This is a genomic window from Bacillus sp. AFS029637 (assembly GCF_002584985.1).
Lineage (GTDB): Bacteria > Bacillota > Bacilli > Bacillales > Bacillaceae_G > Bacillus_A.
In genome coordinates this window covers 1-21,277 of record NZ_NUPZ01000009.1, presented here as the reverse complement: position 1 = coordinate 21,277, position 21,277 = coordinate 1, and the positions used below count along the sequence as shown (strand labels likewise).

The following is a 21,277-nucleotide window of genomic DNA, read 5'->3' as shown; positions in this document are numbered from 1 at the left end:
TTTCGTTCCTACTTCGTTAACATACGAGAAATTACAAGTCTTTGAATCTCTTGTGTTCCTTCATAAATCTGTGTAATCTTTGCATCTCGCATATAACGCTCTACTGGATAATCTTTCGTATAACCGTAACCACCAAATACTTGTACTGCTTCAGTCGTCACCTTCATCGCTGTATCACCTGCAAATACTTTTGACATCGCTGATTCTTTCCCATACGGAAGCCCTTCCGATTCAAGCCAAGCTGCTTGATATGTTAAAAGGCGCGCCGCCTCTATATCCGTTGCCATATCCGCAAGTTTAAAGCCAATCCCTTGCTGCGCCGCAATCGGTTTTCCAAATTGATGGCGCTCTCTTGCATATTCTACAGAAGCATCTAAAGCCCCTTGTGCAATACCAACTGCTTGCGCCGCAATGCCATTACGACCGCCATCTAATGTTTGCATCGCAATCTTAAATCCTTGCCCTTCCTCTCCAAGTAGGTTCTCTACAGGAATACGGCAATCTTCGAACATAATTTCAGTCGTTGGCGAAGAACGAATCCCTAGCTTGCTTTCCTTCTTCCCAACTGAAAATCCTGGTGTATCACTTTCTACGATAAACGCGCTCGTACCGCGCTGCTTCGATTCAGGATCTGTTAACGCAAAAACAACATAAATATCAGCAATGCCGCCATTTGTAATAAAGATTTTCGATCCATTTAATACGTAATGGTCTCCATCCCTTTTTGCAATTGTCTTCATTCCACCAGCGTCCGATCCAGATCCTGGTTCTGTTAAACCGTATGCACCAATTTTCGTCCCTTCAGCCATCGGTCGCAAAAACTTTTGCTTTTGCTCTTCTGTCCCGAATTTAAAAATCGGCCATCCAGCAAGTGAAGTATGCGCAGACAGTGTTACACCTGTAGAGGCACAAACGCGAGATAACTCTTCGATTGCAATTACGTACGCCAAGTAATCGCTTCCAATCCCACCATACTCTTCAGGCCATGGGATGCCTGTCAAACCAAGCTCTGCCATTTGATCAAATAACGCACGATCAAAGCTCTCTTCCTCATCACGCTGCGCTGCTGTTGGTGCTACTTCGTTTTTAGCAAAGTCTCGAACCATTTTTCTTATCATTTCATGTTCTTCTGATAGTTTAAAATGCATCTTTGTCTCCCCCTCGTCCTTTTATAAAGCACGGCTAATAACAAGTTTTTGTATCTCACTCGTTCCTTCATAAATTTGCGTGATCTTCGCATCACGGAAAAATCGTTCTACTGGATAATCTTTCGTATAACCGTAACCACCAAATACTTGCACCGCTTCAATCGAAACTTCAACCGCTGTCTTAGAAGCGAATAATTTCGCAATAGACGCTTCTTTCCCGCACGGTAATCCTTGTGCTCTAAGCGATGCAGCTCTATATACGAGTAATCGCGCAGCCTCCACATTTGTTGCCATATCTGCAAGTTTGAAGCCAATCCCTTGCTGCGCCGCAATCGGCTTCCCGAATTGCTCTCGTTCTTTTGCATAATCAATTGCACATGCAAGCGCCGCTTCAGCAATTCCTAACGCCTGTGCGCCGATTCCAATTCGTCCAACATCTAAATTCGCCATCGCCACCTTGAACCCTTGCCCTTCTTCCCCAAGTAAATTCTCAGCTGGCACTTTCATATCTTCAAACGTAAGTTGTACTGTACGAGAACCGAGAAGCCCCATCTTATGCTCATCTTTTCCTATGATTAAACCAGGCGTATCTTTCTCTACTATGAACGCGGAAATACCACTTTTTCCTGCCTCAGGATTTGTAGAAGCGAATACAATGTATGTATTTGCTTCACCACCATTTGTAATAAATACTTTCGATCCATTAATAATATAGTGGTCGCCTTTTTTTACAGCTCTTGATTTCAAACTTCCTGCATCTGATCCTGCATTCGGTTCTGTTAAAGCAAATGCGCCTAAATATTCACCAGTCGCAAGCTTAGAAACGTATTTCTCTTTTTGTTCTTCTGTTCCGAAATATAAAATCGGGTTCATGCCAACTGACGTATGTACAGCTAAAATTACACCAACTGTTGCGCTTACCTTTGAGATTTCTTCGATTGCTAAAATGTAAGAAATAAAATCCATTTCTGCGCCGCCGTATTTTGCAGGCGCTGGAATACCCATCAGTCCAAGCTCACCCATCTTTTGCAAAATCTCTTTCGGGAACACCCCTTGTTCCATACTAGGAACAAAGGGAGCTATTTCTTTTTGCGCAAAATCCCGAACCATTTTCCTCATCATTTGCTGCTCTTCAGTAAAATGAAAATTCATATACTCCGCCTCCATCTGCTATATATCCTTTTAACAATTTGGTAAGACCACTATTTTGTAACAAAGGGGAATTTATTCGTAAACGTAGAAACCACGGCCCGTTTTACGTCCTAACCATCCTGCATTTACGTACTTACGCAGTAATGGACATGGGCGATATTTACTATCTCCTAATCCTTCATGCAACACTTCCATAATGTATAAACATGTATCTAAGCCGATAAAGTCAGCTAGCGTTAGAGGTCCCATCGGATGATTCATACCGAGTTTCATTACTTCGTCAATCGCTTCTTTCGTCGCTACACCTTCATATAACGTGTAAATCGCTTCGTTAATCATCGGTAATAAAATACGGTTTGATACAAACCCTGGGAAATCATTTACTTCAACTGGCACTTTCCCAATTTTCTTCGTGATATCTTCAATCGTTTCGTATACCGCATCATCCGTAGCTAAACCACGAATAATTTCAACAAGCTTCATAACAGGGACTGGATTCATAAAGTGCATACCGATTACTTTTTCTGGACGTTTCGTTACCGCTGCAATTTCTGTAATCGGCAACGATGACGTATTCGTTGCTAAAATGGCATGATCAGGTGCGATTTCATCTAGATTCGCAAAAATTTTCTTTTTAATATCCATTTTCTCAACAGCCGCTTCAATAATAAGATCTGCTTCTTTCACACAATCTAAATCAAGCGTTACTGTAAGACGATTTAACGTTGCTTCCTTCTCTTCTTCCTTCATACGTCCTTTTTCTACTTGGCGTGCTAAGTTTTTCGTAATGATAGCCAGCCCTCTATCTAATTGTTCTTGTTTTAAATCTTGTACTTTCACGTCATATCCTGCCATTGCACACACTTGCGCGATTCCTGATCCCATTTGTCCTGCACCAATTACAACAATCTTCTGTACACCCATTTTTTTCTTCCCCCTTAATTGTTAATAAACTATATAACTTCTAAAATTAGTGAACTTCAATCATCACTGCGTCACCTTGACCGCCACCGCTACAAATCGAAGCAATTCCAATTCCGCCACCGCGCTGCTTTAATGCATGGATAAGTGTAACGATAATACGCGCTCCGCTTGCTCCAATCGGATGGCCCATCGCCACTGCGCCGCCATTTACATTCAATTTTTCTGGGTCAATCCCTGCAATCTCTGTACTTGCAATTGCTACTGCTGCAAAAGCTTCATTAATCTCAAATAAATCGATATCTTCAATTGTCTTGCCTGTTTTTTTCAACAATTCGTTAATTGCATAACCTGGTGTTCTTGGGAAATCTTTTGATTCTACCGCGATTGCCGTATGCGCTAAAATTGTCGCTAATGGCTTTCTTCCTTCTTGCTTCGCTCTGTCCTCGCTCATTAATACAAGTGCAGCACCGCCATCATTAAGTCCTGGGGCATTACCTGCTGTCACTGTTGACGTCTTATCAAATACAGGCTTTAATGTCGCTAATTTTTCAATCGTTGTATCCTCGCGTGGCGCCTCATCCTTTGCAACGACGATAGGATCTCCTTTTCTTTGCGGAATCGTTACTGGTACAATCTCCTCTTCAAAACGACCTTCCTTATGTGCTGAAACCGCACGTTGATGGCTACGGTATGCCCACTCATCTTGCGCTTCACGCGAGATTCCGTCTTCCTTTGCAACTTCTCCGCCATAAACACCCATGTGTATGCCTGAGAATGCGCACGTTAAACCATCGGCAACGTTTAAATCGATAACTTCATTGTTGCCCATTCTGTATCCCCATCTTGCCCCTCGTAAAATGTAAGGACTATTACTCATTGATTCCATGCCACCAGCTACAATAAGCGATTGGTCGCCAGTACGAATAATTTGATCCGCTAGCGTAACCGCACGAAGACCTGATGCACAAACTTTATTTACTGTTTCCGTCTGCACTTCCCAAGGTATTCCAGCAGCTCTCGCAGCTTGGCGAGATGGAATTTGTCCTTGTCCTCCTTGGATAACCGTTCCAAATATAACTTCTTCAACATCACTAGCAGAAACATTCGCTCTCTCAAGCGCCGCTTTAATTGCAATTCCTCCAAGTTCTATCGCTTTCACGTCTTTTAAAGTTCCTCCAAATTTTCCAACCGGTGTTCTTGCAGCACCTAAAATAACTGTTTTACTCATGTCTATTTCCCCCATTTTTTTTATTAGCGCTGAGCGCTCGCTCGGTATTCTTACATTGAGAAGAGGTGCACTGACTGCACCTCTTTCTAAAGTTGTATGCATTCCTACAAACTACATTGCTTCTTTCTTCTGTCCGATAACAGATCGTTCTAAAATCTCTGTTACATCAAGCGTTTGAACTTTCTCTTCTACTTCTTTCGCTTTCGTCCCATCACTAATCATCGTTAAGCAATATGGACAACCTGTACCGATAATGGATGGCTGCACAGCTAATGCTTGTTCTGTACGAGCAACGTTAATACGAGAACCTGTTGTCTCCTCCATCCACATTAAGCCACCACCTGCTCCACAGCACATTCCCGTTTCACGGTTACGTGCCATTTCTACAAGATTCACCCCAGGAATCGCTTTCAAAATATCACGTGGTGCTTCGTATACTTCGTTGTATCTTCCTAAGTAACAGGAATCATGATAAGTAACTGTCTCCTCAATAGCGTGAACAGGTTTTAAGCGCCCTTCTTTCACCCACTGAGCTAACAATTCTGTATGATGATAGACTTCCGCTTGCAAGCCAAAGTCCGGATACTCATTTTTAAATGTGTTATAAGCATGAGGATCAATCGTAACGATTTTCTTCACTCCTGCCTTTTCAAATTCTTCGATATTCTTTGTCGCCATCTCTTGGAATACAAATTCATTTCCAAGGCGGCGCGGTGTATCTCCAGAATTCTTTTCTTTATTACCGAGAATCGCGAATGAAATGCCTGCTTCGTTCATTAACTTCGCAAACGATATCGCAATCTTCTGACTACGATTGTCGTATGATCCCATTGAACCAACCCAGAATAAATACTCGAATTCCTCACCAGCTTTTGATTTTTCTTTTACCGTTGGCACTGTTACTTCGTCATCACCTTGGCGCCATGTTTCACGCTCTTTACGGTTCAGACCCCACGGATTTCCTTGACGTTCAATGTTTGTCATTGCGCGTTGTGCTTCCGCGTCCATTTTTCCTTCTGTTAAAACGAGATAGCGGCGTAAATCAATAATTTTGTCAACATGTTCATTCATAACTGGACATTGATCTTCACAGTTACGACACGTTGTACATGCCCAAATCTCTTCTTCTGTAATAACATCTCCGATTAAACTCGGATCGTAAGCGAGCGTTGTAGCTGCTGATTCTTGTTGCCCTTTCCCAGCTGCCATCATCGCTAACTGATTTCCTTGTGTATTATTAAAAGCAACGACTGGAACCCACGGTGCTTTTGATGTTACCGCAGCTCCTTTATCAGTTAAATGATCGCGAAGCTTTAAAATTAAGTCCATCGGCGATAACATTTTTCCTGTGCCTGTTGCTGGACACATATTTGTGCAGCGGCCACACTCTACGCAAGCGTATAAGTCAATAAGTTGATTTTGTCTAAAGTCTTCAATTTTACCAACACCAAATGTTTCTTGCGTTTCATCTTCAAAATCAATCTTTTCAAGCTTCCCTGGGTTTGAAAGACGACCGAAGAATACGTTAGCTGGTCCCGCAATTAAATGCGCATGTTTTGATTGTGGAACATATACTAAAAATGTTAACAAGATTAGTAAATGCACCCACCAAGAGAAATAGAACACTGAAATGGCTACGGTTTCATTTATCCCACCGAAAACGTAAGCGATTGCAGAAGCGATCGGTTCACTCCATGAAAGCTCCTCGCCATGCCATATAATTCCCATACCGTTACCAAGTAGCACAGAAACCATTAAGCCTCCGATAAAAATAAGAACAAGGCCTGATTTAAAATTACGTTTTAAACGAACAAGCTTTTCAACGTAGCGTCTATGAAAAGCCCAAAAGACTGCAATTAAAATTACGAGTGTGACAATTTCCTGGAAGAATGTAAATGCAGGATATAGTGGTCCAAGTGGAAGATGTGATCCTGGTGCGAGCCCTTTCCAAACGAAGTCGATTGCTCCAAATTGGACAAGAATAAATCCGTAAAAGAACATAACGTGAATAATGCCGCTCTTCTTATCTTTCAGCAGCTTTTTCTGACCGAAAACATTGACCTTAAGGAGATCCCAACGCTCTTTAAAACGGCGGTCAAATTCAATCTTTTTTCCTAACTGTATGTAGGCCATCCTCGTTCGTATAAGATATACAAACAAATATCCCGCATAAGCAATAACAGCAATGGCAGCCAGCCAATTAATGATCAGTAAGCTATTCATTTTTATGCTACCCCTCTCTTTGTAAGCCCTCTTTCTTTTTTAGAATCTTCAAAAACATATAATTTTCTGAATTTTATCCCCTATCTTCATTATATAATGAGTGAGCATTCAGTCAACAGTTTTTTGTTATACAACAACATATTTTTTAATAAAGCTGTTTATTTCGGTGAAACTATAAAGCGAAACTTTAATTAGTGGACTGTCCATTCCCCACTAATTATTAGCCTGCACCGATCGGGCTTTTACGGGCCATTGATCTCCCGCTCAACTTTTTTGAACTGGGAGTCTTACCGCCCGCAAATAGCAGGGAAAAGTGAAGGAGCAAAGAATGCAAAGGAGGGAATTCACTCATGTTCTTCTTATCTCTCTTGTTAATATGCGTTACGCTTTGGATCATAATTGATTTTTTATATGGGAGACACCTTCACTTACAACGTGTGCGCCCTCGCACTTTCCCTTTACGTCAAAGTGATTTTCACCTTTATACATACGGAAAAGACTTATATGATGCTTTATTTACTGATATAAAACAAGCGAAGCACCACGTACACGTTTTGTTCTTCATTGTAAAAAATGATAAGATCAGTCGTCAGTTTTTAAAGTTACTTATCGATAAAGCACAGGAAGGAATTGAAGTAAGACTTTTACTCGATCGATTTGGTAGCCATTATTTATCAAACGAAGCAATTCGTTCCCTACAAAAACACGGCGTCTCTTTTTCTTTTTGTCATAAAGTGAAACTCCCTTTCCCTTTCTTTTCTGCCAATCAAAGAAATCATAGAAAAATTACAGTCATTGATGGGAAAATTGGTTATATTGGAGGCTTTAATATCGGCGAGGAGTACTTGGGACATAATGAACAATTAGGACTGTGGCGAGACTATCATTTACGTCTTACAGGAGAAGGGGTTCAAGATTTACAGAAGCAATTTTTACATGACTGGTTAGATGATACAACCGAAAATTTACTGGAGGCTTCTCCTTATTTTCCGAAACAACAACCAGGTACCATCCTACATCAATTTGTTCCGACCGATGGAGCCTATTTACAACATACTTTTTTACACTTAATTGAAAAGGCAAAAAAAGAACTCTTTATCGGTACACCTTATTTCATTCCCGGTAAAAAAATTATGAGCGCTCTATTAAAAGCACGTGAAAGAGGGGTTCACGTAACAATTCTCGTTCCAGAAAAGGCCGATCACGCCCTTGTTCGAGAAGCAAAATTCCCGTACTGCCGAAAATTAATACAAGCTGGTTGTAATATTTACGCATTTCAACGAGGGTTTTTTCACGCTAAAATTATTATAGTAGACGATGAAATTTGTGATATCGGAACTGCAAACTTTGATATGAGAAGTTTATATAGTAACCATGAAATTAACTGCCTTTTATATAATAAACATTTCATACAAACAGTAAAAAATAAATTCCATGAAGATCTAGACAATGCATCATTGCTTTCCTTTGAAGATGTCAGCCCCCTTTCTCTTATCGATAGGGGAAAAGAGTGTCTAGGAACAATCCTTGCTTTCTTCCTATAGGAAAGGGAATAAATAAAAGAGGTATATCACATATGATTATAAGATTTGGATACGTCTCACATGCAATGGCATTGTGGGACTGTTCTCCTGCCAAAACAATGACGTTTACAAGCTTCAAAAAACTTAATAAACAAGAGCGCGAGGATAAATTGTACGATGTTACAAGACAAAATCTTGAAAACACAATACGTATCCTTCATTACAATATAGCGCATGAAATCCCACTATATCGCCTATCGTCTTCCATCGTCCCACTTGCAACACACCCTGAAGTTGAGTTTGATTACATTGAAGCATTTTCACCACTTTGGCGTAAAATAGGGACATTAATTCAAGAACACAATTTACGAGTAAGTTTTCATCCAAATCAATTTACATTATTCACAAGCGACAAGCCGCATATTACAACTAACGCTATTACAGATATGAACTATCATTACAAAGTATTAGATGCGATAGGAATTGCCGATTCTTCTTACATTAATATTCATGTTGGTGGGGCCTATGGAAATAAGGAAAAAGCAATTGAACGTTTCCATGAAAACATAAAAAAACTTCCTACACATATAAAAAAACAAATGACTCTTGAAAACGATGATAAAACATATACAACTTCTGAAACTTTATCTATTTGCCAAAAAGAAAATATTCCTTTTGTATTTGATTACCATCATCACATGGCCAATCTTTGCGAGGAACCGCTAGAAGAGCTACTACCTGCGATTTTTGAAACTTGGTCACACACAAACGTCCCACCAAAAGTTCACATTTCTTCTCCTAGATCAGAAAAAGAATTTAGGGCTCACGCTGCATATATTGATTTAGAGTTTATTAAACCGTTCTTACACATTGCAAAAAAAATCAATCATAATTTCGATATTATGATTGAAAGTAAACAGAAAGATTTAGCACTATTACAATTAATAGGTGAAATCTCTTCTATACGAGGCGTAAAAAGACAAAATGGTGCAACGTTACAGTGGTAAATTGTAACATTGCGCTATTTTTTTTCAAAAAAAGTAATTTTTATAGTAAAAAACACCCTATTTTATATGCTATTATTTAAATTAGCATTTTCCACCTGAGATTCAACTTTATTGAAACGGAGCCATAATATGATTAATCAAAAAAAGTATGTACAATTTGTCATAATGTATATAATTATATTTTCCCTTTGGATATTCCTTATTCCTAAGGACTTGACTATAAAAGAAATTGGGATTCTCTTCTTATTTTGTTTTGCTACACTCTTTTCTTGCTATTGCCTATATAAAGCAATTAAGAAAATGAAGCACGGCGACAAGCTATTTTGGGTTCTAGTATTATGCACTTGTATATGTGGATTAACTATGGAAATAACTTTATTTCTTCATTCACTTTCTATATATGATCAAGTCATATTCTCCTATAAGGCTTTGCCTTTTTTCATCGTACAATATATTTTGCTCTTTTCTGGCTTTACTATAAAGTTTATAAAACATTACTCTATTAGAGGTCTTGCTCAATTTTCATTCGATAGCCTCTTCATTATTATTATGAATATTTATTTCACTTTAACTTTTATTTTGGATCTCTCAAGCTTTCGTATGTTAACAACGGATATGTGGGTTTTAATTGGATACTTTATTGCACAATCATTAGTAATTTACGCCGTTATTAGCCTATATAGAAGAGAACGGTATTCTTCTAGTAGAATTTCGTTAATTATCGGCTTTACTATTATACTTGTATACGGATATGTACATCTGTTCCAATTAAATGCCGGGATGGACTCTTCTTCTGAGATCTCTTATTTAATACATACCGCTTCCATTCTACTGATAGGTTTATCGTCCATACTATACATTTTGGATAAACCAATACAACATGAAACGAAAATGAAATATTATCGATTCGATTATGTACGATTTATATTACCTTATTTTAGTATAATCATTACTTTTTCTTTTATTGTCCTTCAGCCTTGGGATGATCAGTTCATGCTAATCGGTCTAGTATTATCACTAATCTTATTATTCCTACGACAACTTTACATGTGGAAAGATAATCAAGCATTAATTGATACTTACGAAAAGTTGACTATACAACTAGAAGACGAGGTTGAAGAAGGTGCATCTGCATTATCAAAAAGTGAACAACGTTATAAATCTTTATTTGAAGATCACCCTGATGCCGTGTTCTCCTTAAATATGAATGGTATTTTTCAACGTTCTAATCAGGCATGTGAAAGTTTATTTACTGCTTACTATTGTGAAGTAGCTAGCTATTCTCTTCTACATTTCATTGATTCAAAAGACCATGAACTACTAAAGAAGGCTTTACAGCTTACAAAAGAAGGTAGACCACAAACTTTAGAAGTTCGTACAAAAGAAAAAGAAGGCTACTATTATTACCTTCATATTACGCTTATCCCCACGTTTATAAATAAAGAAGTTGTTGGGATGTTTGGAATAGCACGTGATATTACAACTTTATATGAAAAACAAAAGCAAGTAGAGCATTTAGCTTTTCATGATGCACTTACCGGGCTACCAAATCGCCGTAAGTTTGAAAAAGATTTAAAAGCTATTTTAAATACGGCACAAACTAGTGCAAATGACATTGCCGTCATGTTCCTTGATTTAGATCGATTCAAAAAAATTAATGATCGCCTTGGCCATGATGTTGGAGATTTACTATTAATCGAAGTAGCAAAAAGATTACGTGGGTGTTTGCGTTCTAAAGATATCGTTGCTCGTCAAGGTGGCGATGAGTTTACAATTCTATTACCGGATATGTACTCTGAAAAAGGTGCATCTTTCATCGCTGAACAAATTTTAACTATTTTAAACAAACCGTTCTTCATTCAAGACGAAGAACTATCTATTACACCAAGTATCGGAATTGCAATGTATCCTGATTATGGAACTACTGTAACCGAATTAATGAAAAATGCCGATATAGCTATGTATTGTGCGAAAGCAAATGGAAAAAACAGATTTGTTTTCTTCTCAAAAGAAATGAGCATTGCTCAAAATGAGAGCAACTTCCTAGAAGGCGAACTTTCAAAAGCATTACAACAAAATGAATTTTTCCTTGAATATCAACCGCAAGTACATACAAAAACAAAACAAATTATTGGTTTTGAAGCGTTAATTCGCTGGAAACATTCAAAACTCGGAATTGTATCACCTGCCCAGTTCATTCCTCTAGCAGAGGAAACGGGATTTATTATTGAACTTGGTAATTGGATTTTGCGTACAGCCTGCTTGGAAGCAAAAAAGTGGCATAACCAAGGCTTTTCTCATTTAAAAGTTGGTGTGAATTTATCTGTTGTGCAATTTAATCACCCAGACTTAATACCAACTATTTCAAAAGTCCTAGAAGAAACAAAATTAAAACCAGAAGCACTAGATATTGAGATTACGGAAAGTATCGCGATTAATCAAAATCATTCTGTAATCGCTAAACTCGAAGAACTTCAAAATCTTGGTATTCAAATTTCAATTGATGACTTCGGAACTGGTTATAGTTCTTTAGCCTATTTAACAAAATACCCAATCAACACATTAAAAATTGCCCGAGAATTTATTTGTGGCATTACAAATAGCCCTTTAGAAGAAGCAATTATTGCTTCCATTATTACGCTATCAAAAGAATTAAATTTAGAAGTTATTGCCGAAGGTGTAGAAACAGAAGAACAGTGGAATTTTTTACGCGCACAAAACTGTGATCATATTCAAGGTTTCTTCTTTAGCAAACCTGTTTCTAATACAGATGTTTGGATGTTACTCCACAAAAAAACAACCGTCTAAGTAAGACGGTTGTTTTTTAATATTCATAAGGCATATCTGAAGCTAATTGTACCTCTTGATCATTATGAGAAATCACTTGGCTTTTTTCTAAAGCTGTATCTGTTAATGAAATACCCCATGCCATCGCTAACGTTAATAGACTACCAATAAGTAGTTTTTTCATATTCCATCACCCACATTTTTTCTTTTAATATATCATGAAAATTTCTCCATACATTATGCAATTATGCATATTTCGTTTTCTGGTTGTTTTATTTCTTCATTTTCTTTATAAACTTTTCCTTATACGGATGCATTTCTAAAATATCGAAAAAGAAGCAAGCTTTTTCATAAGCCTCTTCAACCTCTGCCCTATCGTATTCTAGCTTTTCTAAGCACTCACCTTTTTGATAGTATAACTGTCCAATCAATGCCATACTATTAATTCGACAAGATATTTCAATAGCTTTATTTATTTGGTAAAGCGCTTCTTCATATTGATTATCTACGTATAATGTTTTTGCATAATTATGTCTTACTTTCACATCAAACTCTTTATTTTCAGGCAATGCTTCTAATTGCTTTAATATACCTTCAAATAATTCCAGACCCTTCTTAAGGTGACCATTTTCAGAATAAATATTTGCAATTGCATTTTCTATATAAAGATTTTGATATACGTCTATTCCAGCTAATTGTTGGTTTAACAAATTTTTTAATTCTAAAATACAATATTCGTAATCAATTTTCTTCAATATGTAAGCTGCTACATGATATTGCCATTGGAGAAACTGCTGAAATTCAGGATGATATTCTTCCTTTTTCAGCTCATTCCATACTTTATTATAAATTTCTTTATATTTCTTTTGCTTACAAAGCATAATGATTTGATCTTTTAACTGCTTTTTCCTCTCAATATCGGAATAAACGAGTACCTCATAAAAGTGAATAATGGGAACTTGTAATTTTGCTGCAATACCTTGCAATATATCCATACTTGGGTATACCGCGCCTGATTCAATTCGGCTCACTTCCGATTGATGACATATGTTCTCGGATAACTGTTTTTGTGTGAATCCCCTCATTACCCTAATCTTCTTAATTTCACTTCCTAATTTTTCTGCGTGCATACTTACTCACCATCCCATTAGAACAATCTAATTTGTTAAGTTGTCATACCACTACAATAATGTGAATTCGACAATTTTTGATATGAAATAATGCATAATATATATAAAATTCGGCGAATTCTTCATACAATTCACCTCACATACAGGAATAGCTTAGAAGGGTTATAGATGAATGATAGGAGAATTGCCAGTGATTTCATTGTAAAAGTAGATAAAAATGGAGTAATTACTACTATTAGTGGTAAGCTGTCCAACATTTAGAACAACAACCTAATCTTACTATAACAAATTTTTTGTCGAAAAATGAAGTAAAACCTACATTACGTAATACACTTCAAATTCCAAACGATGCGGTTGAAACAGAATTCTCTAACAAAACCGTTGTTTATCCCGATTGGTGAAGACTAATAACCAGAGAGGGATGGACACCCCCATTGATTAAAGTTTCATTTTATAAGAAAAAGAAGTTTACCTCTCACAGGTAAACTTCTTTTTATATCCATCCCTTTTCTTCCGCAATTGTAATTGCTTCAATTCTATTTTTTGCATCGAGTTTCGTTAATACTTCAGAAATGTAATTACGTACTGTACCAGGTGACAGATAAAGTGCCTTCGCAATTTCATTTGCCGTCTTTCCTTCTTTCGCGAGCAACAGTACTTCTTTTTCACGGTCTGATAACGGATTTTGCTCTTGCCATAATCCGAACATTAAATCTTGAGAGATCTCCCGCTTTCCTTTCATTACATTACGAATTGCTGCCGCTAAATCTTCACTTGGGCTATCCTTTAATAAATAACCGTGCACACCAGCTTTCATTGCTCGTTCAAAATACCCCGGCCTTGCAAATGTTGTTAAAATCATTACTTTGCATGCTGATTTTTCTTTCTTTAAAGTTTCAGCAACATCTAATCCACTTTGAATTGGCATTTCAATATCCATAATACTTATATCAGGTTTTAGCGATTCGATTAACTTCAACGCTTCTTCCCCATTTGCAGCTTGCCCAATTACTTCAATATCATCTTCTAGATCAAGAAGGGCTCCTAATGCACCACGAAGCATCCGTTGATCTTCTGCAATAATAATTCGAATCATGCCCTCACCTCATCTTTTCCTGTTCTAATGACAACTGGAACTTTTACTGTTAATAGTGTCCCTGGATTTATCGTATCCAGTTCAACAAATCCATCAATAAGAGCAATTCGCTCTTTCATACCACGAATACCATTTCCATCGTGATTTTGATCCACTAAACCGATACCATTGTCTTCTACTTTTAAAATTAATTCACCCTGTGATTCCAATACAGAAACTGTACACCGCGACGCCTTACTATGCTTTACAACATTCGTAACAGCCTCACGTAAACACATCCCGACAATATTTTGTTCAATCGGTGATAACGAACTTGAACTTGCTTCTTGCTTTACTTCTAATTCAATATTAGCAGCTTGTAAAATTGCCTTTATTTGCTCTAATTCTTCTTCCACCGTAATCATACGCATATCAGAAATTAACTCTCTTAACTGCTTTAAAGCTGTACGAGATGTTTGTGTAATTTCCTTCGCTTCCATACTTGCACGCTCTGGATTTTTCACAATTAACTTCTCCACGAGCTGGCTTTTTAAAGTAATAAGAGATAACGTATGCCCTAACGTGTCATGAAGATCCCTTGCGATTCGCTGCCGTTCTTCACGTTTTACTAAGTCTTTAATTTGTTCATTTGCTTCGTTTAATTGATTTTTTAACATCTTTTTTTGATTAAAATTACGCATCCCAAATGGCGTAAGAAGCATTAAAATAAACATCGGAACGATATTCACTAAACTTGCAGTTGTTAACTGATTCTTATATACAAATACAAAAGCCCCAAGCATTACAACTAATAAACATAACAACACTCGAAACGCTTTCTTACTTGGCGTAAATCCCATCGCACTTGCTGTGAAAAACCCAAAAAATATCATGAAAGGGTTGTAAAATAAAGCAAATAAAAAAATGAGTACCATCTGAATACACGCCCATAAAATGAACGTCTTCTGAACAAAATAAAGTTGACGGTATGTGACAATGAAAACTATCAACATACCGATTCCTAACACAAGCTTCCACCCCGATGCTTGTGTTAAATGGTAAATTGGAAATAACAGATACACGAACCACATATACGGGAAGAAACCCATATGTTTCGGAAAAATCTCAATCCTCTTCTTTTCTATCATTTATACCGCTTCCTGTCTTTTTCTTATATATATTGATACTACAACAAATATAAGGAAATAACCTCCTAGTACCGCGATATTTTCCCAACCAATTGATTTTCCAGCTACAATATCCCATGCTCCGCTTCCGAAATGATATGTCGGTGTCCACTCACCAATCGTTCTTAATATTTTGGGGAATACTTCAATTGGCATCCATAGACCACCAAGAATTGCTAAACACATATTTAAAATATTTGCTAAGCCCGCAGCTGCATCCGCCTTTTTAATGGAACCTATTACTGTTCCGAGCGCTAAAAATGGTGTCACACCTAACAACAACCATAATCCGGCGCCAATCCACTGCCCTACCGTTAACTCGACATGATTAATTAATATTCCTGCGATAAAGATAACTAAGATTGAAAAAGCATTTACTACTGTTTGAGCGATAATTTTTGCTGTTAAATATGCCCCCTCTGGAAGTGGTGTAATTTTTAAAAGATGTGTCCATCCTTGCCCTTTTTCCTGAGAAATTCTAACACCGAAACTAAAAAGTGCCGTCCCTACAATACTGAAAGTTGCCATCGAAATTAAATAGTGTGCTTTCCACGCATCCCCGTTTTGTGGCACTTGAACGACATTTGTGAAAATGTAGTAAAACATAACTGGCATTAATAATGAGAAAAAGATAAATAATTTATTACGAAACGTACGTAAAATTTCTATTTTGCATTGCATCCATAAAGCCTTCATGCGATTTCCCCCTTTTGATTTGCGACAAATTGTTCAAATGCTTCATCAAGACTTCCGCGTTCAACTGAAACGTCTGTTACAGGTAAATTCCTTTGATAAATTGCTTGTAAAGTTGCGTCCGTATCCTCAGTTGTTAACGTGAAGCGTCCTTCCTTTACCTGTACGTCTGTCACGTGCGGCAATTCCTTTAATAAATTCTTAGGAATTTTTTCTTTCGAATAAAACGAGATTGTTTTTCGAGAAATCGTCGCTTTCATCTCGTCAGGCGTGCCATCTGCGATAACCTTTCCATTCGCAAATAATAAAATACGATTCGCTAAAGCATCCGCTTCTTCTAAGTAGTGCGTCGTTAAAATAATCGTTTTCCCTTCACTTGCTAACTTTCGAATCGTTTCCCAAAACGTTCTTCGAGACGTAATATCCATTCCAACTGTCGGCTCATCTAAAAATAGCAAATCTGGATTCCCTGCAAGCGCGAGCGCAAAGTTTAACCTTCTTTTTTGTCCCCCTGATAATTTCTCACATCTTTGCTTTCGCTCTGATTCTAAATTTGATAATTGTAGTAATGTTTCTTTCGCTACCGGGTTCGTATAGTAACTGCGGAATAACTCGATTGCTTCTTCCACCGAAATGCTATCAATGACACTTACTTCTTGTAGCATTGCACCGAGGCTATTCCGAACAGCTCTATGCTTTGGACTCTTCCCAAATACAGAAACCGTTCCTTCTGCCGGATCCTTTAATCCAAGCATCATAGAAATCATCGTTGTTTTACCGGCACCATTCGGGCCAAGTAACGCTACTATTTCTCCTTTATCCACATGAAATGAAACATTATTTACTGCTTTTTTATGTTTAAATGTTTTAGAAACACCATTTACTTCAATAATCCTTTCCATCTCTCCACCCCCGCTGTTTCTTATATTTACATTGTATTAATTGGAAGACTTAGGAAACAGTATGATGCGTCATAACATCGATATGACAATTGTCATGTATTCCACATGAGACGAATCAACCCGCATACCGCAAGCGAGTAGCAGGACGAAAATAAACATGATACAATCGGATAAGATATATATTCGAGGAAGGACAGTGGTTTTCATGATTATTCGTAATGAACAAGATTTAGAAGGTTTACGAAAAATCGGTCGCATCGTTGCGCTTGCACGTGAAGAAATGAAAAAACAAGCAAAGCCAGGCATGACAACGAAAGAACTTGATTTAATCGGTAAAAAAGTATTAGATGAGCATGGTGCTATTTCTGCACCTGAAAAAGAATATGATTTCCCTGGTGTAACTTGTATCAGTGTAAATGAAGAAGTTGCTCACGGTATTCCAGGAGATCGTGTATTAAAAGAAGGCGACTTAGTAAATGTCGACGTATCTGCTGCACTTGGTGGTTATTATGCAGATACAGGTATTTCATTTGTACTTGGGGAAGATGAAGCAAAAGAAAAGCTTTGCCAAGCAGCCGTTGATGCATTTTGGGCAGCAATGAAAAAGGTGAAGGCTGGTTCAAAACAAAATCAAATCGGTCGCGCTGTTTCAAACTTCGCACATAAAAATGGATACAACGTTATTCAAAACTTAACTGGTCACGGCATTGGTCTTAGCTTGCATGAAGCACCAAACCATATTTTAAGCTATTATGATCCAATGGATAATGCGCTTCTAAAAGACGGCCTTGTTATCGCTGTAGAGCCATTCATTTCTATGAAAGCTGATCACATTATCGAGCGCGGTGACGATGGTTGGACATTCGTTACACCTGACAAAAGCCTTGTTGCACAATGTGAACATACAGTTGTCGTAACACGCGGCGAACCGATAATCTTAACAGAAATATAAAAAAACAGCCGTTTTGGTAGATTTCTGCTACTAAAACGGCTGTTTTTTATTATTTTTAGGTATGTAAAAGTTTATATAAATAAAAGGTGGTGCATCAGGGCACCACCTTTTTAACGGGGTGAGGCTGCCCAACAGTACGGAAAACTCTTGAACAGCCTCGTATTTTCATATGGATGCCTTACATATATCACTGATGATAATTATGAAATGCGGAAACATATTTACCATCACATGATTCAAACATGAGAAAAGAAACCATATAATAGTCCCTTTTCCCTACATAATCTAAAGTTTGGGTACACTAGATTCATGCAATGTAGGAGCCTTCTGAGCAGAAAGCGAACCTTCATCTAAAATGATAGCATACATATCTTCGCCAAAAATATGCAAATATACATATAGCGTTTTTTATTTCTCAACAACAAAATATTGAAAATTCAGTCTTTCAAAGATAAAATAAAGTCGTTAACCGTCTTCTTTTGTCAGTCAGAGAGAATAGAAGAATGGGAGAGGAAAAAATGAGAAAATCACTGAAACAAAAAATAGTAAGCTCCTTGCTTGCTGTATCACTCGCCGTTAGCTTAGCTCCAATTGGACAAGTAAAAGCTGATTCCACGTCAGAAATCACACAAACCCCACCTATTACAAAACAAGTTGATGCAAGCCGTGCCATCGAACATATCCGATTTTTATCCGAAACAATCGGTCCCCGTCCTGGTGGGACAAAATCAGAAGAATGGGCTTCTCGCTATATTGGTATGCAGCTCAAATCAATGGGCTACGAGGTAGAATATCAGCCATTTCAAGTACCAGATCAGTACGTTGGATTTATCGAATCACCATTATCGACAAAGCGTAATTGGCAAGCTGGTGCTGCTCCTAACGCTCTAATTTCTACAGAAGCTGTTACAGCTCCCCTTATCTTTGTTCAAGGTGGAACAAAATTAGAAGATATTCCAAATGAGGTAAACGGAAAAATTGTTTTATTTGAAAGAGGAACAACAGTAGCAGACTACAATAAACAAGTCGAAAATGCTGTTAGCAAAGGAGCAAAAGGTGTTCTTTTATACAGTTTAATTGGCGGCCGTGGAAACTACGGACAAACTTTCAACCCTCGCTTAACGAAAAAGCAATCTGTACCAGTTTTTGGCCTTGCTTACGCGCAAGGAAATGCGTTTAAAGAAGAAATCGCTAAGAAAGGAACAACAATTCTTTCCTTAAAAGCGAGACATGAATCTAATTTAACATCCCTAAATGTCATCGCTAAAAAGAAACCAAAAAATAGTACAGGTAATGAAAAAGCTGTCGTTGTAAGTTCACACTACGATAGCGTTGTTGGGGCACCTGGAGCAAATGACAATGCTTCTGGTACAGGTTTAGTATTAGAGTTAGCTCGTGCTTTTCAAAATGTAGAAACGGATAAAGAAATTCGTTTTATTGCTTTCGGTTCTGAAGAAATCGGATTACTTGGCTCTGATTATTATGTGAATAGTCTGTCCCAAAAAGAACGTGATCGAATTTTAGGTGTCTTTAATGCAGACATGGTTGCAACAAATTATGATAAGGCAAAGAATTTATACGCAATGACTCCTGATGGCTCAACAAACCTTGTAACAGATGCTGCCTTACAAGCAGGTAAACAATTAAATAATGATCTCGTTCTTCAAGGAAAATTTGGCTCTAGTGATCACGTACCATTTGCTGAAGTGGGTATTCCTTCTGCACTATTTATTTGGATGGGTGTCGATAGTTGGAATCCATTAATCTATCATATCGAAAAGGTATATCACACACCTCAAGATAACCTATTTGAGAACATTTCATCAGAACGTATGAAAATGGCATTAGAGGTCATTGGTACAGGTGTCTATAATAGCCTTCAACCTACCGTGAAAACAGGACAAAAAGCTGCTTAATACTATTTCAAGCCACCGATTAATCGGTGGTTTTTTATTAAGAAAAAATAAATATGTATATCAGTATATTTATTACATGGCGTTATTACCCGAAAAAAATAAATTAATTAATTAAAGTATATTAATCATAAGTTTTATTGTGTATAATATAAAACGTAATATATTGATTTAGTTTAATCATTGGATGGTATTACCATGTAAAATAAAAATTGTAATAATAGTAATTACATTTAATAAAGAAGGCTTTCTACTATAAAAAAATTATTCTTGCAGTTATGTTAGCTTTAACGGTTATTTCAGGAACTAATGCTTTTATTCCTGAAACAAACACTGATGCAGCTACTCACGAGCAAAGTTTTACAAAATACTATTTCTAAATTAGCCATAAAAATGGCTATGCATTCATCCAAAACTTAACGGAACATGGTCATTGATCTTAAATTATATGAGATACCACACCACATTCTAAGCTTATGGTCCAATGGATAATCGACTTATCGAAAACGGTTTCTTTGTTACTTTAGAGCCACTTATCTCTATGAAAGCCGACCATATTATTCGGCCGGTGATTGAGTCCAACCTGAAACTGTTCTCTTTTTTCTAAAAAACCCTTCAGGTTGCATTCTTGCCTTCACTTTATCGTGAAGTGTTTTTGAATACTTACCTAAAGGGCGTAATATCAATAGTAATTTTTTATTTGTCTGCTACTCAGATTACAGTGTAATCAATAATCTAAATCTTTTTTATTATTTTATTCGCTGACGAGCGAGTAGGATTCCACCTAAAAGTAACAATACCATACCTCCAAGAATTGAACTCATTCCTGCTGATGTTCCTCCTGTGTTAGGAAGTAATGTTGGCTTATCATTTTCTGTAGTAGGTGGAACTTTTGAATCGCTATTTTTGTCTGCATTTGTGCTTGAATCTTTTGGATCTGTGCTTGGATCTTTTGGATCTGTGCTTGAATCTTTTGGATCTGTGCTTGGATCTTTTGGATCTACATTGGGTTCGTCCTTGATTTTTGTATTTGTGATGTCATAACCATTTACTTCGGATTTGTATCCCGCTACTGGTTGTTCTTTCACTTCATACTTGTACGCTAACCCGTTTGCATCATATACTTGTAGTTTTTCAAACGTGTACTTCCAGTTTGTTGCCACACTTACTTCTTTCGTGTCAATAACTTTTCCATTTTGTAATAAGTCTACTTTGATGGATACTGGACGATCTATTGCGTTGTTATCATCCCAGACTTTCTTACCACTTACTTCTGTTGTTTCTGTATTCTTGTAAATATTTGTAATCGTTGTTCCTTCTACCTTTGTTTCGTAGCCATCAACTTTTACTTCATTTACTGTATACGTGTACGCATTTCCTTGTTCATCGTACTTTGGTAGTTCTTTGAAGTCGAAACTCCAGTTACCATCCTT

General features: G+C 37.3%; 17 protein-coding genes and 2 pseudogenes. 7 read left to right on the top strand and 12 right to left on the bottom strand.

Annotated elements, in window-relative coordinates; genetic code table 11:
* Positions 1-8 precede the first annotated feature (8 nt).
* The 5 genes from acdA to COE49_RS01920 all read right to left on the bottom strand — a co-directional run bounded on the left by acdA (position 9) and on the right by COE49_RS01920 (position 6,675).
* Positions 9-1,148 (bottom strand): acyl-CoA dehydrogenase AcdA, encoded by a 1,140-nt coding sequence (gene acdA / locus COE49_RS01940; protein ID WP_088231956.1) that lies wholly within the window; start codon positions 1,146-1,148, stop codon positions 9-11.
* A 21-nt stretch (positions 1,149-1,169) separates the two neighbouring features.
* Complete coding sequence (locus COE49_RS01935; protein ID WP_088231955.1) at positions 1,170-2,300, bottom strand: acyl-CoA dehydrogenase; 1,131 nt, start codon at positions 2,298-2,300, stop codon at positions 1,170-1,172.
* A gap of 72 nt (positions 2,301-2,372) precedes the next feature.
* A complete protein-coding gene (locus COE49_RS01930; protein WP_071710803.1) occupies positions 2,373-3,224 on the bottom strand; it encodes a 3-hydroxybutyryl-CoA dehydrogenase in 852 nt (283 codons plus the stop codon).
* Between the two features lie 46 nt (positions 3,225-3,270).
* Positions 3,271-4,554, bottom strand: a complete 1,284-nt coding sequence (locus COE49_RS01925) for an acetyl-CoA C-acetyltransferase (protein ID WP_098945677.1) — start codon at positions 4,552-4,554, stop codon at positions 3,271-3,273.
* A gap of 9 nt (positions 4,555-4,563) precedes the next feature.
* Positions 4,564-6,675, bottom strand: a complete 2,112-nt coding sequence (locus COE49_RS01920; protein ID WP_098252379.1) for a (Fe-S)-binding protein — start codon at positions 6,673-6,675, stop codon at positions 4,564-4,566.
* 350 nt (positions 6,676-7,025) lie between these two features.
* On the opposite strand from COE49_RS01920, the gene cls reads away from it, so the two are divergent.
* The 3 genes from cls to COE49_RS01905 all read left to right on the top strand — a co-directional run bounded on the left by cls (position 7,026) and on the right by COE49_RS01905 (position 12,013).
* Positions 7,026-8,219, top strand: a complete 1,194-nt coding sequence (gene cls, locus COE49_RS01915; protein WP_098945676.1) for a cardiolipin synthase — start codon at positions 7,026-7,028, stop codon at positions 8,217-8,219.
* Between the two features lie 32 nt (positions 8,220-8,251).
* On the top strand, positions 8,252-9,205 hold the full coding sequence (uvsE, locus tag COE49_RS01910) for a UV DNA damage repair endonuclease UvsE (RefSeq protein ID WP_088231951.1): 954 nt from the start codon (positions 8,252-8,254) through the stop codon (positions 9,203-9,205).
* A gap of 129 nt (positions 9,206-9,334) precedes the next feature.
* Positions 9,335-12,013, top strand: a complete 2,679-nt coding sequence (locus COE49_RS01905; protein WP_098252380.1) for a DUF4084 domain-containing protein — start codon at positions 9,335-9,337, stop codon at positions 12,011-12,013.
* 16 nt (positions 12,014-12,029) lie between these two features.
* Here the strand turns inward: COE49_RS01905 and COE49_RS01900 are convergent, their stop codons facing one another.
* Positions 12,030-12,176 (bottom strand): quorum-sensing peptide PapR, encoded by a 147-nt coding sequence (locus COE49_RS01900; RefSeq protein ID WP_088231949.1) that lies wholly within the window; start codon positions 12,174-12,176, stop codon positions 12,030-12,032.
* A gap of 88 nt (positions 12,177-12,264) precedes the next feature.
* On the bottom strand, positions 12,265-13,122 hold the full coding sequence (locus tag COE49_RS01895) for a helix-turn-helix domain-containing protein (RefSeq protein WP_088231948.1): 858 nt from the start codon (positions 13,120-13,122) through the stop codon (positions 12,265-12,267).
* Positions 13,123-13,314: 192 nt separating this feature from the next.
* Here COE49_RS01895 and COE49_RS01890 point away from each other — a divergent pair.
* Positions 13,315-13,511, top strand: a pseudogene (locus COE49_RS01890) (bacillolysin); the annotation flags it as partial.
* Positions 13,512-13,615: 104 nt separating this feature from the next.
* Here the strand turns inward: COE49_RS01890 and COE49_RS01885 are convergent.
* The 4 genes from COE49_RS01885 to COE49_RS01870 are packed head-to-tail and all read right to left on the bottom strand — an operon-like array spanning position 13,616 to position 16,979.
* Positions 13,616-14,218 (bottom strand): response regulator transcription factor, encoded by a 603-nt coding sequence (locus tag COE49_RS01885; protein ID WP_000619248.1) that lies wholly within the window; start codon positions 14,216-14,218, stop codon positions 13,616-13,618.
* On the bottom strand, positions 14,215-15,345 hold the full coding sequence (locus tag COE49_RS01880) for a sensor histidine kinase (RefSeq protein ID WP_098357073.1): 1,131 nt from the start codon (positions 15,343-15,345) through the stop codon (positions 14,215-14,217). The genes COE49_RS01885 and COE49_RS01880 overlap by 4 nt, the downstream gene beginning before the upstream one ends.
* Positions 15,346-16,080, bottom strand: coding sequence for an ABC transporter permease (locus COE49_RS01875; protein WP_098357074.1), 735 nt, complete (start codon positions 16,078-16,080; stop codon positions 15,346-15,348).
* On the bottom strand, positions 16,077-16,979 hold the full coding sequence (locus COE49_RS01870; RefSeq protein ID WP_098357075.1) for an ABC transporter ATP-binding protein: 903 nt from the start codon (positions 16,977-16,979) through the stop codon (positions 16,077-16,079). Before COE49_RS01870 ends, COE49_RS01875 begins: the two co-directional genes overlap by 4 nt.
* A gap of 205 nt (positions 16,980-17,184) precedes the next feature.
* Here COE49_RS01870 and map point away from each other — a divergent pair, with 205 nt between their 5' ends.
* From map to COE49_RS27890, 3 genes and pseudogenes are all read left to right on the top strand, one after another.
* A complete protein-coding gene (gene map, locus COE49_RS01865) occupies positions 17,185-17,931 on the top strand; it encodes a type I methionyl aminopeptidase (protein WP_088231944.1) in 747 nt (248 codons plus the stop codon).
* 518 nt (positions 17,932-18,449) lie between these two features.
* Positions 18,450-19,847 carry a M28 family metallopeptidase gene (locus COE49_RS01855; RefSeq protein WP_098357076.1) on the top strand — a complete coding sequence of 466 codons (1,398 nt, stop codon included), beginning with the start codon at positions 18,450-18,452 and terminating at the stop codon, positions 19,845-19,847.
* A 380-nt stretch (positions 19,848-20,227) separates the two neighbouring features.
* Positions 20,228-20,406 (top strand): annotated as a pseudogene (locus COE49_RS27890) (type I methionyl aminopeptidase); the annotation flags it as partial.
* A gap of 187 nt (positions 20,407-20,593) precedes the next feature.
* Here the strand turns inward: COE49_RS27890 and COE49_RS01850 are convergent.
* Positions 20,594-21,277: Cna B-type domain-containing protein (locus COE49_RS01850; RefSeq protein WP_141556603.1), on the bottom strand; the 684-nt coding region annotated here is incomplete at its 5' end.

What these genes read in the sequence shown, in the direction of transcription:
- acdA (WP_088231956.1), bottom strand. Translation starts at nt 1,148, where the DNA reads ATGCATTTTAAACTATCAGAAGAACATGAAATGATAAGAAAAATGGTT.
- COE49_RS01935 (WP_088231955.1), bottom strand. Translation starts at nt 2,300, where the DNA reads ATGAATTTTCATTTTACTGAAGAGCAGCAAATGATGAGGAAAATGGTT.
- COE49_RS01930 (WP_071710803.1), bottom strand. Translation starts at nt 3,224, where the DNA reads ATGGGTGTACAGAAGATTGTTGTAATTGGTGCAGGACAAATGGGATCA.
- COE49_RS01925 (WP_098945677.1), bottom strand. Translation starts at nt 4,554, where the DNA reads ATGCATACAACTTTAGAAAGAGGTGCAGTCAGTGCACCTCTTCTCAAT.
- COE49_RS01920 (WP_098252379.1), bottom strand. Translation starts at nt 6,675, where the DNA reads ATGAATAGCTTACTGATCATTAATTGGCTGGCTGCCATTGCTGTTATT.
- cls (WP_098945676.1), top strand. Translation starts at nt 7,026, where the DNA reads ATGTTCTTCTTATCTCTCTTGTTAATATGCGTTACGCTTTGGATCATA.
- uvsE (WP_088231951.1), top strand. Translation starts at nt 8,252, where the DNA reads ATGATTATAAGATTTGGATACGTCTCACATGCAATGGCATTGTGGGAC.
- COE49_RS01905 (WP_098252380.1), top strand. Translation starts at nt 9,335, where the DNA reads ATGATTAATCAAAAAAAGTATGTACAATTTGTCATAATGTATATAATT.
- COE49_RS01900 (WP_088231949.1), bottom strand. Translation starts at nt 12,176, where the DNA reads ATGAAAAAACTACTTATTGGTAGTCTATTAACGTTAGCGATGGCATGG.
- COE49_RS01895 (WP_088231948.1), bottom strand. Translation starts at nt 13,122, where the DNA reads ATGCACGCAGAAAAATTAGGAAGTGAAATTAAGAAGATTAGGGTAATG.
- COE49_RS01885 (WP_000619248.1), bottom strand. Translation starts at nt 14,218, where the DNA reads ATGATTCGAATTATTATTGCAGAAGATCAACGGATGCTTCGTGGTGCA.
- COE49_RS01880 (WP_098357073.1), bottom strand. Translation starts at nt 15,345, where the DNA reads ATGATAGAAAAGAAGAGGATTGAGATTTTTCCGAAACATATGGGTTTC.
- COE49_RS01875 (WP_098357074.1), bottom strand. Translation starts at nt 16,080, where the DNA reads ATGAAGGCTTTATGGATGCAATGCAAAATAGAAATTTTACGTACGTTT.
- COE49_RS01870 (WP_098357075.1), bottom strand. Translation starts at nt 16,979, where the DNA reads ATGGAAAGGATTATTGAAGTAAATGGTGTTTCTAAAACATTTAAACAT.
- map (WP_088231944.1), top strand. Translation starts at nt 17,185, where the DNA reads ATGATTATTCGTAATGAACAAGATTTAGAAGGTTTACGAAAAATCGGT.
- COE49_RS01855 (WP_098357076.1), top strand. Translation starts at nt 18,450, where the DNA reads ATGAGAAAATCACTGAAACAAAAAATAGTAAGCTCCTTGCTTGCTGTA.